Below are 15,784 nucleotides of genomic sequence, written 5' to 3' on the forward strand. Positions count from 1 at the left end.
GAATTACCCGATGCCCCCCAGCCTTCCCCCGACCGATGACAAGCCCGCGCGCCCCGCTTCGGGCTGGCAGACCATGGCCCGTGTGGTGCCCTATCTCTGGCCCGAGGGCGAGACATGGGTGAAGCGCCGCGTTGTGATGGCGCTGCTGTTCCTGATGGCGGCCAAGCTGGTGTCGATCGTCACGCCCTATCTTTACAAGCTGACGGTGGACACGCTGAGCGCGGAGGGCGGGAAAGACCCGGTCTGGATGATGACGCTGGGCGCGGTGGGGCTGACGGTGGCCTATGGGATGGCGCGGCTGGGGGCGGTGCTGTTCGGCGAATTGCGCGATGCGGTCTTCGTGCGGGTGGGGCAACGGGCGCTGCGCAAGCTGGCGCTGGAAACCTTTACCCATATTCACCGGCTGTCGCTGCGCTATCACATCACCCGCAAGACGGGCGGTCTGAGCCGCATCATCGAGCGGGGGGTGAAGGGCGTCGACTTCCTGCTGCGCTTCATGCTGTTTTCCATCGGGCCGCTGATCCTGGAACTGTCCATGGTCTCGATCATCTTCGCGGTGGTGTTCGGCTGGCAATATGCGGTCGTGGTGATGGTCACCATCGCGCTTTATGTGACCTTCACGCTGAAGGTCACCGAATGGCGGGTGAAGATCCGCCAGCAGATGAACGATCAGGACACCGATGCCAATCAGAAGGCCATCGACAGCCTGCTGAACTATGAGACGGTGAAATACTTTGCCGCCGAGGGCCGCGAGGCACGCCGCTATGACGCGGCCATGCAGGGATATGAGGTTGCGGCGGTGAAAACCGGGCAGTCGCTGGCCTTGCTGAACGCGGGGCAGTCGTTCCTGATCACCAGCGGTCTTGTCATCGTCATGGTGATGGCGGCGCGCGGGGTGCAGGCGGGCACTCTGACCGTGGGCGATTTCGTCATGGTCAACGCCTACATGATCCAGATCACCATGCCGCTGAACTTTCTTGGCACGGTCTATCGCGAAATCCGGCAGGCGCTGGTGGACATGGGCGAGATGTTCGGCCTTCTGGGCCAGCCCGCCGAGGTGGTGGACCAGCCGGACGCCAGGGCGCTGGCGGTCAGCGGCGGCGAGATCGTGTTCGACGATGTGCGCTTTGCCTATGAGCCGTCGCGCGAAATCCTGAAGGGCGTGTCCTTCCGCGTGGCGCCCGGCGAACGGCTGGCGCTGGTCGGCCATTCCGGCAGCGGCAAGTCCACCGTGGCGCGGCTGATGTTCCGCTTCTACGATGTGACCGGCGGGGCGATCCGCATTGACGGGCAGGATCTGCGCGAGGTGACCCAAGGCTCGATCCATGCGGCCATCGGCGTGGTGCCGCAGGATACGGTGCTGTTCAACGACACCATCCGCTACAACATCGCCTATGGCCGCGACGGTGCGACCGAGGCCGAGATCGTGGCGGCGGCCCGTGCCGCGCGCATTCATGATTTCATCATCTCGCTGCCCGAAGGCTATGAAACCCGGGTGGGCGAACGCGGGCTGAAACTGTCGGGCGGTGAAAAGCAGCGTGTGGGCATCGCGCGCACCCTGCTGAAGAACCCGCCGATCCTGATCCTGGACGAAGCGACCAGTGCGCTGGACACCCAGACCGAGAAATCGATTCAGGAAAGCCTGAACGAGATGGGGCAGGGGCGCAGCGTGATCATGATCGCGCACCGTCTGTCGACCATTGCCGATGCCGATCAGATCCTGGTGATGGAGGAAGGCCGGGTCATCGAACGTGGCCGGCATGAGGAACTGGTGGCGCGCGGGGGCCGCTATGCCGCGATGTGGGCGCAGCAGGTGGCCGAGGAAGAGGCCGTGGCGGCTTGAACCGGGGCGTGGGGAGGGTCAGGTCATCCTGCCCTTGGTGACGGCATTTTTCCTTTGACCGGGCCGCGCGGGCTGGACAGATTATGCGCAGTGACCGAAGGGTTAACGCGATGCTGCGCCGCGCTTTCCTTGCCTTATGCCTTTTCCTTGGCCTCGCTTCGGCGGCGCTGGCCGAGCGGCGCGTGGCGCTGGTGCTGGCGGCCGAGGATTACCGAAACCTGCGCCAGTTGGACAATCCGGTCAGCGATGCCCGCGCGATGGAGGAATTGCTCGACGGGCTGGGCTTCGAGGTGTTTCTGGAAACCGACCGCGACCTGAAGCGGATGCGCCGCGCGTTGGAGGATTTCCGCGAGGATGCCAAGGGCGCCGATGTGGCGCTGGTGTTCTATGCCGGGCATGGCGTGGCCATCGACGGGGTGAATTACCTGCTGCCCACCGATGCCGATGCGGCGTCTTCCGCCAAGCTGAAGGAAACCTCGTTGCCGCTGTCCGAGGTGCAGGCGGTGCTGCATGATGTGGCCGATGTCTCGATCATGCTGCTGGACGCCTGCCGGGATGACCCTTTTGCCGGCACTGGCGGGGGCGGGGATGACAGTCGCGGCGCGGTGGCGCTGGCGGGCGATCCGCCCGAGGCGCCGAAGCCGACGCCCGGTCTGGGCCGGATCGGGCGGTCGGACGGGGTGTTGTTCGCCTTTGCCGCCGCGCCGGGGGAAACCGCCTCGGACGGCGAGGGCAAGAATTCGCCCTTTACCAGCGCGCTGCTGCGCCATTTCGGCACCAAGGGGGTGGAGCTGAAATCCGCGCTGACGCTGGTGCAGCAGGATGTCTATGACCGCTCGCGCGGCAAGCAGCTTCCCTATATCGAAAGCGGCCTGCCGGAGCTGGTGTTCATCACCGACAAGGGCGATCTGCCCGAACGCGACCAGTTGCTGATGGCGATGGCCGGGCTGACCCCGGACCTGCGGACCGAGGTCGAGACGGTGGCCGCCGCCAATTCCATGCCGCTGGCCCCGCTGTATGCCGCGCTGATTTCCGGCGGGCTGGACAAGCAGAACCCCGACGACCGGCGGCGGATGCTGGAAGAGGCGGCACGGTCCTACCATGCCTTCCAGTCGGAGCTGGTGAAATATGCCAGCGATGACCCAAGGGTGGCCGATCTGCGGGCGCAGGCGGAAGAGCAGCTCAGCCTTGGGGCGGTGGATGCCGCGCGTGCGCTGCTGACCGAAGCGGCCGGCATCGACAGTCAGGCCCGGGGCGCGATCAAGAACAACTATCTGACCCGCACGCTGTCGGAAGCCTCGACCCATCTGCTGAACGCCAATGCCGCGCGCACCGACCTGCGCTATGATCTGGCGATTGGCGACCTGACCAAGGCGGTTGAACTTTATGCCGAGGTGTCGGCCGATCTGCCCGACCGTGAAACCAAGATGGCCTATCTGCTGGCGCTGCAGGATCTGGGCGATCTTTACATGATTGCCGGCAACAGTTTCGGCGCGCTGGGCGCGCAGATGACGCGGTCTGAATTCGCACAAAGTCAGGCCAAGGCCGATCCGCTGGATCTGGGCTGGACGCGCGAGGTGATCTTTTCGCTGAACGCGGTCGGTTCGGTGCTGCAACAGCAGGGCTATCTGCACGAGGCGGAAGAGGCCATCGTGCGCGGGCTGGAACTGACCCGGCTGCAAACCGACCGCAACCCCGACGACGTGGACCTGATGCGCGACCTTGAGGTGATGCGCAACAAGCTGGGCGAGGTGCGCTATGCGCTGGCCGATTACCCCGGCGCGCTGGAAGCCTATACCGAGGCGCTGGCGATTGCGGAGCGGCTGCTGGAGACCGATCCGACGCTGATCCTGTACATGCGCGATGTGAGCTTCACGCAGGAACGCATCGGTGATGTCTATTCCGCGCTGGGCGACAATGCCCGCGCCCGCGATGCCTTTGACGTGTCGATGCGGATTTCGCAGCAGCTTGCCAACGAATTTCCCGACGACACGGATTTCGCCTTCAGCCTGTCGGTCGGCTATGAGCGGCTGGGCGACATGATGTCGGCCGAGGGGGATTACGATTCGGCGCTGGCGATCTTTTTCGAATCGCTGAAGATCCGCGAGGATCTGGCGCAGAAAGACCCCAACAACCTGATGCGGCAGCGCGATATGTCCGTGACCTATGAGCGGATCGGCGACATTCACGCCGCGATGGGCGATGTGGGGTCGGCGCTGATGTCGCATCAGCAGGCGCTGGACACGCGCGAGCGGCTATATGCCATTGACCCGTCGAACAGCGGCTGGGCGCGCGATCTGTCGGTGGCCTATATCCGCGTGGGCGAGCTGCACCAGCGCGAGGGCGACATCGACGGCGCGCTGCAATCCTATGAGAAAGCGCGCGATCTGCGGGCGTCGATCGTGGCGCTGGACCCGTCGAACCTGCCGCGGCAAAGCGATCTGGCCTATGGGATCGAGAAATCGGCGCTGGCGCTTTGGGCCAAGGCCGATGGCCCCGGGGCGCTGGCGCTGCTAGGCGAGACGCTGGATCTGCGGCGCCGGATCAGCGCGGCCGATCCTTCGGTGCTGCAATACCGCCGCGATCTGGGGCTGACGCTGCTGAACATCTCGGACATCCAGTTCGCGCAGGGCGATCCCGGGGCGGCGCATGGGGTGCTGACCGAGGCGGTGCAGATTGCCGAGGCGCTGGTGGCCGAGGCGCCCGAGGACATTGCCTTCCTGCGCGACCTGACGATTGCGGAGAACCAGTTGGTCAGCGCGCTGCTGAAACTGGGGCGGGCCCCCGAGGCGGTGCCGGTGGCGCAGGCGTCGCTGGCGGTGACCGACAGGCTGCTGGCGATGCGGCCCGACGATCCGCTTTTCCTGCGCGACAGGCTGGTCGCGGCGAACCGGCTGGGCGATGCCTTCGTGGCGGTCAATGACCAGGCCTCGGCGGTTGAGGCGTTCCGGGCAATGGCGGATGTGGGCTATCGGCTGACCAAGGCCGACCCCTATAACACCGGCTATGCCAATGATTACGCGCTGGCGCTGGAGCGGTCGGGCGAGGCCAAGACCGCCTTGCAGGACCATGCCGGCGCCCGCCCCGATTTCGAGGCGGCGGTGGCGCTGCGGCAATGGCTGGCCGGGCAGGCGCCGGGGTCGGTCATTGACCAGCGGGCGCTGGGCTATGCGTTGCAGAAGCTGGCCGACAGCTATTACTACCAGAACGCGCTGGACTCTGGCCGCCCCTATGAGGAACAGGCGCTGGCGATCCTGGCCTGGGTCCGCGATGCCGAGACCGGCAATGTCTGGAATGTGATCGACCTGGCCACCGCACATGCCCGCCTGTCGGGCTATCAGGCCGACCCCAAGCCGCAGATCGCCGAGGCGCTGGCGCTGCTGGAAGGCTTGCAGGCGCAGGGCCAGTTGCCCGAAGGCTATGAGGAAACCATCCAGTCTTACCGCGATGCGCTGGCCCAGCCCTAAGCGCGGGGCGGGGCTTGGCAACCTTGGGCCTTTGCCTGTAAGACGAGGGTCAAAGACGACAAGAGGCCCGCGTTGAGCAATAACGAAAGCTTCATTGATGAAGTGACCGAAGAGGTCCGGCGGGACCGTCTGTTCCGGGTCTACAAACGCTATGGCTGGATCGGCGGCGTGCTGATCCTGGTGGTTGTCGTCGGGTCGGGCGTGATCGAGTGGCGCAAGTCGCAGGCCGAATCCTTGGCCCGGGGCTTTGGCGATGGCGTGATCGACGCGCTGGACATGAGCAGCCCCGAGGAACGCCGCGCCGCGCTGGCCGGCCTTTCGGTCAGCGCCGATCAGGCGCGGCTGCGGGATCTGATCCTGGCCTCGGACCCCACGGAAGACAAGGCGGGCGCCTTGGCGGCGCTGGATGCGGTGATCGCGGACGGCAAGATGCCGCCGGTCTGGCGCGATCTGGCGGTGCTGCGGCGGGTGGCCGTGGCGGGGGCCGATCAGCCGCTGGCCGAGCGGCGCAGCGCGCTGGAGGCGATTGCCGCGGCGGGGCGGCCCTATCGGGCGCTGGCGGCCGAACAACTGGCCTATCTTCTGATCGAAGAGGGCAAGGCGGATGAGGCCATCGCGGCGCTGAACACGCTGGCACAGGATCAGGATTCGTCGGGGGCCCTGCGGGCCCGCGCGGCGCAGGTGGTGACGGCCCTGGGCGGAACGCCCGTGGCCGCAGGGAACGCCGCCCCGGCGGGCGGCTGAAGTCGGCCCGCAAGGGTGGCAGTAAAAACAGAAGGGGCGCGGGCGTGATCATGCGTCGGAACAGCTTGAACTCCACCGTCGCCCCCAAGGCGCGTGCCGCGGCCCTGGTGGCAACCGCGATGGCCCTTGTGCTGACCGGCTGCGCCCCGCGTGAGGTGATCCTTTCGGGGGAACGCTTCCCGGTCCGCGCGCCGCTGGAGGACAGCATCCCGGTGCAGGGCCAGCCGGCCCCGCGGGCACCGTCATCGCAGCCCGCTTCGGTGAGCAAGCCGATTTCGCTGCCGAAGGTGCAGGTCAATGGCGATTGGGCGCAGCGCGGCGGCAATGCCCGCCATGCCGCCCCCCATGCGGCCCTGTCGGCCGCGCCGGTGCTGGTCTTTGCGGCCAACATCGGCCAGGGGTCCAGCAAGCGGTCGCGGATTTCGGCGGCGCCGGTCGTGTCGGGCGGGCGTGTGTTCACCATGGATGCCGGGTCGGTCGTGTCGGCGGTGTCCACGGGCGGCGGGCTGTTGTGGCAGGCTGACCTTGCGGCGGCCTTCGACCGCGGCGCCGGGGTGTCGGGCGGCGGGCTGGCCGCGGCGGGCAACCGGCTGTTCGTGACCACCGCCTATGGCGAGGTTGTTGCGCTGGACAGCGCCAGCGGCGGCGTGGTCTGGCGCCAGCGCGTCGATGCGCCGGTGATCGGCGCCCCGGCGGTCGAGGATGGCACGGTCTATGTCTCGGGCCGCGACGGCAGCGCCTGGGCGATTTCGGCGGACAGCGGCAAGGTGGTCTGGCAGGTGTTCGGCACCCCGGGCAAGACCGGCTATCTGGGCAGCGCGGCCCCCACTGTGGGCGATCGTTCGGTGATCTTCCCGCAGGCCTCGGGCGAGTTGCTGGCGGTTCTCAAGGTGGGCGGCGGCACGCGGGTCTGGCAGGCTTCGGTCGCGGGCAAGCGGATCGGCCGCGCCTTCGCCATCACGCCCGATGTGACCGGCGACGGTGTGCTGGTCGGTGGCACGCTTTATGCGGGCACCGGGTCGGGGCGGACGGTGGCGATTGACGCTGGCAATGGCGAAACGCTGTGGTCTGCGGGCGAGGGGGCCATGGGTCCGCTGGTCGTGGCGGGCGGGTCGGTCTTCCTGGTGAATGACGAGGCGCGTCTGGTGCGGCTGGATGCGGCCACCGGCGACAGCATCTGGTCGGTCGAGATGCCCTATTTCGACACCGACAAGGTGAAGAAGCGCAAGGCCATCTATGCCCATTACGGGCCGGTTCTGGCGGGCGGGCGGCTTTGGGTCGCCTCGTCCGACGGTATCCTGCGCGGCTTCAGCCCGACCAATGGCCAACTGGTTTCCAGTGTCGAAATCCCCGGCGGGGCGGCCACCCAGCCGGCCGTTGCGGGCGGCACGCTGTACGTTGTTTCGGGCAGCGGGCAACTTCTGGCTTTCCGCTGACGCGGCCACGGTGTAAGGGGGCGGCTTTCAAAGGGCGCATCCCATGAGCTTCACGCTTGCCATCGTCGGGCGGCCCAATGTGGGCAAGTCCACCCTGTTCAACCGGCTGGTCGGCCGCAAGCTGGCGCTGGTCGATGACCAGCCGGGCGTCACGCGCGATCTGCGCGAAGGCGACGCGCGGCTGTTCGACCTGCGGTTCACCGTGATCGACACGGCGGGGCTGGAGGAAATCACCGACGACAGCCTGCAGGGCCGGATGCGCCGCCTGACCGAACGCGCGGTGGAAATGGCCGATGTCTGCCTGTTCCTGATCGACGGACGGGTGGGGGTGACCCCCAGCGACGAGACCTTTGCCGACATCCTGCGCAAGAAGAACGCCCGCGTTCTGGTGGGGGTGAACAAGTCCGAAGGCAAGGCCGGGGATTCCGGCGCGCTGGAGGCCTGGTCGCTGGGTCTGGGCGACCCGATCCGCCTGTCCGCCGAACATGGCGAGGGGATGGACGACCTTTATCACGCGCTGCGCCCCTTCGAGGCCGAGTTCGCCCCGCGCGAGGCCGAGATCCTGCCCGAGACCGAGGTGGACATCTCGGAGGAGGAGGCGGAGCTGGAGGTGGACGAATTCGCCCACCGGCCCACGCTGAAGAAGCCGTTGCAGATTGCCGTCATCGGCCGGCCGAACGCCGGCAAGTCCACGCTGGTCAACCGCATCCTGGGCGAAGACCGCATGTTGACCGGCCCCGAGGCCGGCATCACCCGCGACGCCATTTCCATCCGCAGCGACTGGATGGGAACGCCGGTGCGGATATGGGATACGGCGGGGATGCGCAAGAAGGCCCGCATCACCGAAAAGCTGGAAAAGCTGTCGGTGGCCGATGGCCTGCGCGCCGTGCGCTTTGCCGAGGTGGTGGTTGTCCTGCTGGACAACGAGATTCCCTTCGAGACGCAGGATCTGCGCATCGCCGATTTCGCGGAAACCGAGGGCCGCGCCGTGGTGGTGGCGGTGAACAAATGGGATCTGGAGACCGAGCGGCAGGAAAAGCTGGCCGATCTGAAAGAGATGTTCGAACGGCTGCTGCCGCAGCTTCGCGGGGCGCCGCTGGTTACCATCAGCGGCAAGACCGGGCGCGGCATGGACCGCCTGCACGAGGCCATTCTCAAGGCGCATGACACCTGGAACCGCCGCATCCCGACCAACCGGCTGAACACCTGGCTGGGCGCCATGACCGAGGCGCATCCGCCGCCCGCGCCGGGCGGGCACCGGATCAAGCTGCGCTACATCACCCAGGCCAAGACCCGGCCGCCGGGCTTTGTCATCAAGTGTTCGCGCCCCGATGAGCTGCCCGAAAGCTACAAGCGCTATCTGGTGAACGGGTTGCGCGACCATTTCGACATGCCGGGCACGCCGATCCGGCTGTATTTCCGCAGCCAGGGCGACGCGAACCCGTGGAAGGAACGCAAGTTCCATACCCCCAGCCGGTTGCGCAAGCATACCGACAAACCCAAGCTTGACAGGAAGTAGCAGGCAGGCAGGCACATGCATATTGTGACCGGAAGTGACGAGAATTACGTCACGGGTGTCGCAGTTCTGATTGCATCGGTGGCGCGTTTCGATCCCGGCACCGAATTTACCGTTCTAGATCATGGAATCTCGCCACGCGGGCGCGACATGCTTCAGGCCGTGGCCCGGCGGATTGGTTGCCCGGTCACGGTTCTGCCGGTTGATCCGGCGCGGCTGGAGGGGGTGCGCAGGCAGGAGAACAGTTACATCACCCCCGCCTCTTATCTGCGTGTGCTGATCCCCGAGATGCTGCCGCATCTGTCGCGGGTGATCTACATGGATTGCGACATGCTGGCCGTCCGCTCGATTGCCGGGATTTGGGCAGCCGATCTTGCGGGCAGCCCGGTTGCCGCGGTTCGTGATGCGGGGGTTTTGCGGTCCAAGCCCGAAGAGCTGATCGCGCTGGACCTGCCGGCCGATGCCTATTTCAATTCGGGCCTGCTGGTGATGGATCTTGATCTCTGGCGGTCCGAGGGGATTGCGGACGCCTGTCTGGACTGGGCGCGGCATCCCGACCGCGAGACGTGTTTTGCCGACCAGAGCGCCCTGAACCATGTGCTGCGGGGCCGGGTGAAATGGCTGGAAGCGACTTGGAACCTGCTGCTTATCGTGGTCGAGCAGGAATTGAGGGAAGGGCGAGACCTGCCCGATGACTGGAGGCCGGGCGTCCTGCACTATTGCGGCCAGCACAAGCCCTGGGCGGCGACGGTGTTTCTGGGCGAAATCTGGCAGGCCCATGCGGCGGCGCTGGCGGGGTTGATTCCGGCCCCGGTCGAGCGCCGGCTGTCGCTGCGCGACCGGCTGCGCCTGCTGGAACGCCGCAGGCGGCGGGTGTTCGGCCTTCTGCTGCGGCGGCGCAAATACCTGATGCAGAGGCAGGCCGAGCGGATCACGCGCGACCGGATCATCGCGCCTTGCCTTGCCGCGCTGAAGGCGCCGCCGCCGGTCTGACCGTCCGCCGCTCAGGACACCCGGCGCATCATCCGCTTGCGGGCCCACCGCCGCCAGTAGGCCGCGCTGAGGAACCGCTTTGCGGGCGGGCGACGGGTGGCTCGGGGGGTGGCGGCCTGCTCTGCCTCGATCACCGTTCCGGCCCGTTCGGCCTCAAGCTGAGAGTCCTGGACCTGTGGTGAGGTGACCAGCATCGGCAGCGTGACCGCCGCGCCCAGCACCGCCACGTCGCAGGGCCAGTCGGCAACGCCGGCCAGCGGTGTGGATTCGCGCAGGACATGGGCGGCGGCGTCGCGGCTGATGCTGTAGGCCGAGGCCATGCAGGCATTGTGGCAAAGCAGCGCCAGCCGGACCCCGGGCAGATCGGGGTGCAACGGGCGCGGGCGGGGCCAGCGCCAGACATCTGCAAACAGGTGTTCAAGCTGGATGATCGGGGCCGCGTCGTGGCAGCGGTTGCGCAGGAAGGCGGCAAAACCCGGGGTCAGGGTGGCATCATCCTCAAGCACCACGGCGCCGGGCAGGCCTTCGGCGATGATCCGGCGATAGATCGCCTGATGGGACAGGGCGCAGGCGAATTCGCCATCGGTCATGCGCCGCCCCATGCGCAGGCGGGCGGCGGCGCGGTCGATCTGCGGCTCATGTTCGGGCGGCAGGCCGCGGCGGCCGTCGATCCCGTCATGGAAGCGGAAGGTCAGCCCCAGCGCCGCAAGCTGCGAGGAAATCCGGTGCCGCCGGTCGGTGGCATCGGGCAGGGAGAGCACGAAGATCGGCCAGGGCGATCTGTCAGGGGCAGGCGACCAAGGGGGGCTGGCACGCATACCGGGGTGTCAGATCAGGTCGCCGCTGGCCGAGATGCGGGTCTTGCCGCCCAGATAGGGGTGCAGCACCGCCGGCAGATCAACCGAGCCGTCGGCCTGCTGGCCGTTTTCCAGCACGGCAATCAGGCAACGCCCGACCGCCAGGCCCGAGCCGTTCAGTGTGGCCACGAAATCCGGCTTGCCGCCGGCGGGGCGGAAGCGCGCGTTCATCCGCCGCGCCTGGAAGGTGCCGCAGGTGGAGACGCTGGAGATTTCGCGGAACCGATTCTGTCCCGGCAGCCAGGCCTCAAGGTCATGGGTCTTCTGCGCGCCGAAGCCCATGTCGCCGGTGCAAAGCACGATGGTGCGATAGGGGATGCCCAGCTTTTCCAGAATGGCCTCGGCGCAGCGCGTCATGCGGTCATGTTCGGCCAGCGCCGTGTCGGGGGTGCAGATCGTCACCATCTCGACCTTTTCGAACTGGTGCTGGCGCAACATCCCAGTGGTATCCTTGCCGGCGCTGCCGGCTTCGGAGCGGAAGCACTGGGTATGGGCGGTCATGCGGATCGGCAGGCGGGCTTCGTCCAGGATGTCGCCCGCGACCGAGTTGGTCAGCGTCACCTCGGCGGTGGGGATCAGCCACCAGCCGTTGGTGGTCTGGTAGCTGTCCTCGGCGAACTTGGGCAGTTGGTTGGTGCCATACATCGCCTCGTCCTTGACCAGAACAGGGGTCCAGGTCTCTTGCAGGCCGTGGTCTTCGATATGGGTGTCCAGCATGAACTGGGCCAGCGCGCGGTGGACGCGGATCACCGCGCCCTTCAGCACCACGAAGCGCGCGCCCGACAGTTTCGCCGCCGTCTCGAAATCCATTCCCGGTTTCACGCCCGGAATTTCGAAATGTTCCAAGGGCTTGAAGTCGAAGCTGCGCGGGGTGCCCCAGCGGCGGATTTCCACGTTGTCGTCTTCATCGGCGCCATCGGGCACCTCGTCCAGCGGCAGGTTGGGCAGGCGCATCAGCAGATCGCGCAGGCGCGCGTCTTCCTCGGCCGCCTCGGCGGTGAGGCGGGAGATTTCGGCCTTCTTGTCGGCCACCAGGGCGCGCAGGCGTTCGAATTCGGCATCGTCGCCGCGCGCCTTGGCGGCGCCCACCTCTTTCGAGGCGCGGTTCTGATCCGCCGTCGCCGTTTCGGCGGCCAGAATTTTGGCGCGGCGGTCGGCATCCAGCGCCAGCAGTTCCGGCGAGGCGGCGGGCAGGCCGCGGCGGGCAAGGGCCGCATCGAAGGCGGCGGGGTTTTCGCGGATCTGGCGGATGTCGTGCATGGCGTTGGTCTTTCGGCCCGATGGGATCGGGGCGGGTTATGCCAGAAGGGCCGGGTCTGGGAAAGGGCGGTTGTCCGGGGGCTGGCATGGCGCGGCGGGGCTGCGTTCACGCGGTGTTCAGGCTGCAGGGAACCGGGGCAGGGGGCTTGCACGGCCCTGCCTCTGGCATCGGGCGCGAAAACACCTTACATGGGCGCAAACCGACCCGGCCCGCAGCCCTGCCAAGGGGGAGGCGCCCGTGTCCGCCAGAGAGGTGATCCATGTTCGCAACCCCCGCCTTCGCCCAGGCCGCCGGCGCCCCCGGTGCCGCTTCCGCCCTGACCAGCTTCATGCCGCTGATCCTGATCTTCGGGATCATGTATTTCCTGCTGATCCGTCCGCAGCAAAAGAAGCTGAAAGAGCACAAGGCCATGGTGGATGCGCTGCGCCGGGGCGACCAGATCGTCACCCAGGGCGGCATTCTGGGCAAGGTGGTGAAGGTACAGGAAGACGGCATCGTCGAGGTGGAAATCGCCGATGGTGTGAAGGTCAAGGTGATGCGCCACACCATCGCGACCGTGCTGAACAAGACCGAACCCGCCGCAAGCTGAGGCACGCACCATGACCCCGACCGCGCTGTGGAAGCGCCTTCTGATCCTTGCGGTCTGCCTTTGGGGCGCGATTGCCGCAATGCCCAATGCCTTCTACGGCCGGGTCGAAACGCATAATGACGCCGCCGCCGCCATCGAAAAGGCCGGCGGCGTGGCGACGCCCGAGCAGAATGCCGCGCTGGCCGAATGGCCGTCGTTCCTGCCGTCGTCGCTGATGCCGCTGGGGCTGGACCTGCGGGGCGGGGCGCACCTGCTGGCGCGGGTCGAGGTGCAGGATGTGTACAAGGCGCGGATCGACGGGCTGTGGCCCGAGGCCCGCGATGCGCTGCGCGGCTTGCGCGATCAGGTAGGGGCCGTGCGCCGCGCGCCGTCGCCCGAGGACGAGCTGCGCATCACGATTTCCAACCCGGCCGGGATGGAGGCCGCGCTTGCCGCCGTGAAGGCGCTGGCGACGCCGGTCTATACGCTGACCGGCGTGGGCGCGAACGACATCGACGTGACGGCGGAAGGCAGCGACATCCTGGTGAAGCTGTCCGAGGCCGAACGGACCGCCTCGGACGACCGCACGGTGCAGCAAAGCCTTGAGATCATCCGCAACCGGGTGGACGAGGTGGGCACGCGCGAACCGACGATCCTGCGTCAGGGCAGCGACCGCATCCTGATCCAGGTGCCGGGCATCGGGTCGGCGGCCGAGCTGAAAAGCCTGATCGGCACCACGGCCAAGCTGACCTTCAACCCGGTGATCCGCACCACCACGGATGCCGGCGCCGACCCCGGCCCGCGCAACCTGCTGCTGCCGGCGCGCGAACAGCCCGGGCTTTACTACATTGTCGAGGAAACGCCGGTGGTGACCGGCGAGCAGCTTGTCGATGCCCAGCCGTCGTTCGACCAGAACGGCCGCCCGGCGGTCAGCTTCCGGTTTGACGGGGCGGGCGCGCGCAAGTTCGGCGACTATACCGCCGCAAATATCGGCGCGCCTTTCGCCATTGTGCTGGACCAGCAGGTCATTTCGGCCCCGGTGATCCAGAGCCACATTCCCGGCGGCAACGGCATCATCACCGGGAATTTCAATGTCGAGGAATCGACCGAACTGGCCGTGCTGCTGCGCGCGGGCGCCCTGCCGGCCAGCCTGACCTTCCTGGAAGAACGCACCATCGGCCCGGAACTGGGCGCCGATTCGGTGGCCGCCGGCAAGACCGCCGCGATCATCGGCATGGTGGCGGTGGTGATCTACATGGTGGCCTCTTATGGCCTGTTCGGCTGGTTCGCCAATGTGGCGCTGGCGGTGAACGTGCTGCTTCTGGTGGCGATCCTGTCGTCGATCGGGGCCACGCTGACGCTGCCCGGCATCGCCGGCATCGTGCTGACCATGGGCATGGCGGTTGACGCCAACGTGCTGATCTTCGAGCGCGTGCGCGAGGAGCTGCGCGCCGGGCTGAGCCCGCCACGGGCCATTCAGGCGGGCTTTGATCGGGCCTTCTCGGCCATCATGGACGCCAACCTGACGGGGCTGCTGATCGGTGGCATCATGTTCTGGATCGGATCGGGCCCGGTGCGCGGCTTTGCCGTGACCATGACGCTGGGCATCATCACCTCGGTGTTCACCGCCGTCTATGTGACCCGGCTGGTGATCGAGATCTATATCAACCGCAAGCGTCCGAAGACGATTGTGGTCTGAGGGAGAAAAGCACATGGCCTGGCGTCTGAAACTTGTTCCCGAAAAGACCAGCATCGACTTTTTCCGCTGGCAGTGGCTGACCTTCGGCCTGTCGATCTTCCTGATGGTGGCCTCGCTGGGCATCGTCGCGGTGAAGGGGCTGAACTTTGGCGTCGATTTCCTGGGCGGCACCACGATCCGCACGGAATCGACCACGCCGGTGGATGTCGGCGCCTATCGGACGGCGCTGGCGGCGCTGGATGTGGGCGATGTCACCATCACCGAGGTGACCGACCCCAGCTTCCGCGATGACCAGCATGTTGCCCAGGTGCGCCTTGGCGCGCGCGAGGGCGAAGAGGCGGTCACGCCGGAAGTGATTTCCGAAGTTGAGGCCGCACTGAAGGCGCATGATCCGAACGTGGTCTTCGCTTCCGTGGAATCGGTTGGCCCCAAGGTCAGCCAGGAGCTGATCTGGAAGGCGCTGCTTGCCGTGGCGGCCGGGTCTTTCGGCATCATGCTTTATGTCTGGATGCGGTTCGAATGGCAGTTCGCCGTGGGCACCGTGGCCTCGCTGCTGCATGACGTGGTGGTGACGGTGGGGATCTTCTCGCTGTTCCAGCTCAAGTTCGACCTGTCCATCGTGGCGGCGCTGCTGACCATTCTTGGCTATTCGGTCAACGACACGGTGGTGATCTTCGACCGGCTGCGCGAGAATCTGGCCAAGTACAAGACCATGCCGCTGCGCGAGATGATGAACCTGACGGCCAACGAAACGCTGAGCCGGACGATCATGACCTCGACCACGACGCTGATTGCGCTGATCGTGCTGCTGATCTTTGGTGGCGACGTGATCCGGGGCTTTGTTTTCGCCATGGTTCTGGGGGTGTTCCTGGGCACCTATTCCACGCTCTACATGGCCAAGAACATCGTGCTGATGCTGGGTGTCGATCGCGGCGACAAGCCGAAGAAGAAAGACAACAGCGAATTCGCCAACGTCGATGCCTGAAGTTGGGTCTGAATCGGGGGCCCTGCGCCTGACCGAGGTCAGCTATGGCTCGGCCCTGCCCATCGAGGGGTATGGGCCGGGCTTTTTCCGGGTTGGCCCGCATGTGCTGCGCGGGGCCTGCCTGATTACGCCCTGGGATGCCGGGCCGTGGGCGGGGCTTGAGGATACCGCCACGCCGCTGGCGCTGGCGGGGCGGATCGACGTGCTGCTGCTGGGGATGGGCGCGCAGATCGCCCACCCGCCGCGCGCCTTCCGCGAGGCGCTGGAGGCGGCGGACATCGGGGTTGAGGTCATGGCCTCACCCGCCGCGTGCCGCACCTACAACGTGCTGCTGGGCGAAGGCCGCCGCATCGCCGCCGCGCTGCTGCCGGTGGGCTGAACGCCCGGAGGTTTCAAGAACGCCGGCCCGGACCCT

General features: G+C 66.8%; 12 protein-coding genes. 10 read left to right on the forward strand and 2 right to left on the reverse strand.

Annotation, left to right across the window (positions count from 1 at the left end):
- Nucleotides 1–10 precede the first annotated feature (10 nt).
- The 6 genes from B6K69_RS00850 (at nt 11) to B6K69_RS00875 (ending at nt 9,999) form a co-directional block, all read left to right on the forward strand.
- On the forward strand, nt 11–1,843 hold the full coding sequence (locus B6K69_RS00850; RefSeq protein WP_108642442.1) for an ABCB family ABC transporter ATP-binding protein/permease: 1,833 nt from the start codon (nt 11–13) through the stop codon (nt 1,841–1,843).
- 110 nt (nt 1,844–1,953) lie between these two features.
- Nucleotides 1,954–5,310, forward strand: coding sequence for a caspase family protein (locus B6K69_RS00855; protein WP_164681852.1), 3,357 nt, complete (start codon nt 1,954–1,956; stop codon nt 5,308–5,310).
- Nucleotides 5,311–5,382: 72 nt separating this feature from the next.
- Nucleotides 5,383–6,054, forward strand: coding sequence for a hypothetical protein (locus tag B6K69_RS00860; RefSeq protein ID WP_108642444.1), 672 nt, complete (start codon nt 5,383–5,385; stop codon nt 6,052–6,054).
- A gap of 50 nt (nt 6,055–6,104) precedes the next feature.
- Nucleotides 6,105–7,490: an outer membrane protein assembly factor BamB family protein gene (locus tag B6K69_RS00865; RefSeq protein ID WP_228156778.1), complete on the forward strand. Its 1,386-nt coding sequence runs from the start codon at nt 6,105–6,107 to the stop codon at nt 7,488–7,490.
- Nucleotides 7,491–7,533: 43 nt separating this feature from the next.
- Nucleotides 7,534–9,009: a ribosome biogenesis GTPase Der gene (gene der / locus B6K69_RS00870; protein WP_107673062.1), complete on the forward strand. Its 1,476-nt coding sequence runs from the start codon at nt 7,534–7,536 to the stop codon at nt 9,007–9,009.
- A gap of 15 nt (nt 9,010–9,024) precedes the next feature.
- Entirely contained in the window at nt 9,025–9,999 is a 975-nt protein-coding gene (locus B6K69_RS00875; RefSeq protein WP_108642445.1) for a glycosyltransferase family 8 protein, read from the forward strand.
- Between the two features lie 11 nt (nt 10,000–10,010).
- On the opposite strand, the gene B6K69_RS00880 is transcribed toward B6K69_RS00875, so the two are convergent.
- A complete protein-coding gene (locus B6K69_RS00880) occupies nt 10,011–10,817 on the reverse strand; it encodes a glycosyltransferase family 25 protein (RefSeq protein ID WP_108642446.1) in 807 nt (268 codons plus the stop codon).
- 9 nt (nt 10,818–10,826) lie between these two features.
- On the reverse strand, nt 10,827–12,116 hold the full coding sequence (serS, locus tag B6K69_RS00885; RefSeq protein WP_108642447.1) for a serine--tRNA ligase: 1,290 nt from the start codon (nt 12,114–12,116) through the stop codon (nt 10,827–10,829).
- A gap of 260 nt (nt 12,117–12,376) precedes the next feature.
- On the opposite strand from serS, the gene yajC reads away from it, so the two are divergent.
- From yajC to B6K69_RS00905, 4 genes are read left to right on the forward strand one after another with little or no spacing between them, the layout of a single operon-like run.
- A complete protein-coding gene (gene yajC, locus B6K69_RS00890) occupies nt 12,377–12,706 on the forward strand; it encodes a preprotein translocase subunit YajC (protein WP_107673066.1) in 330 nt (109 codons plus the stop codon).
- A 10-nt stretch (nt 12,707–12,716) separates the two neighbouring features.
- Nucleotides 12,717–14,384 (forward strand): protein translocase subunit SecD, encoded by a 1,668-nt coding sequence (secD, locus tag B6K69_RS00895; protein ID WP_108642448.1) that lies wholly within the window; start codon nt 12,717–12,719, stop codon nt 14,382–14,384.
- Between the two features lie 13 nt (nt 14,385–14,397).
- Nucleotides 14,398–15,369, forward strand: a complete 972-nt coding sequence (gene secF, locus B6K69_RS00900) for a protein translocase subunit SecF (RefSeq protein ID WP_108642449.1) — start codon at nt 14,398–14,400, stop codon at nt 15,367–15,369.
- Between the two features lie 22 nt (nt 15,370–15,391).
- A complete protein-coding gene (locus tag B6K69_RS00905; protein ID WP_107673131.1) occupies nt 15,392–15,748 on the forward strand; it encodes an Mth938-like domain-containing protein in 357 nt (118 codons plus the stop codon).
- Nucleotides 15,749–15,784: the final 36 nt, after the last annotated feature.

The sequence above is a fragment of the Pseudogemmobacter blasticus genome (assembly GCF_003071405.1).
Classification (GTDB): Bacteria; Pseudomonadota; Alphaproteobacteria; order Rhodobacterales; family Rhodobacteraceae; genus Pseudogemmobacter; species Pseudogemmobacter blasticus.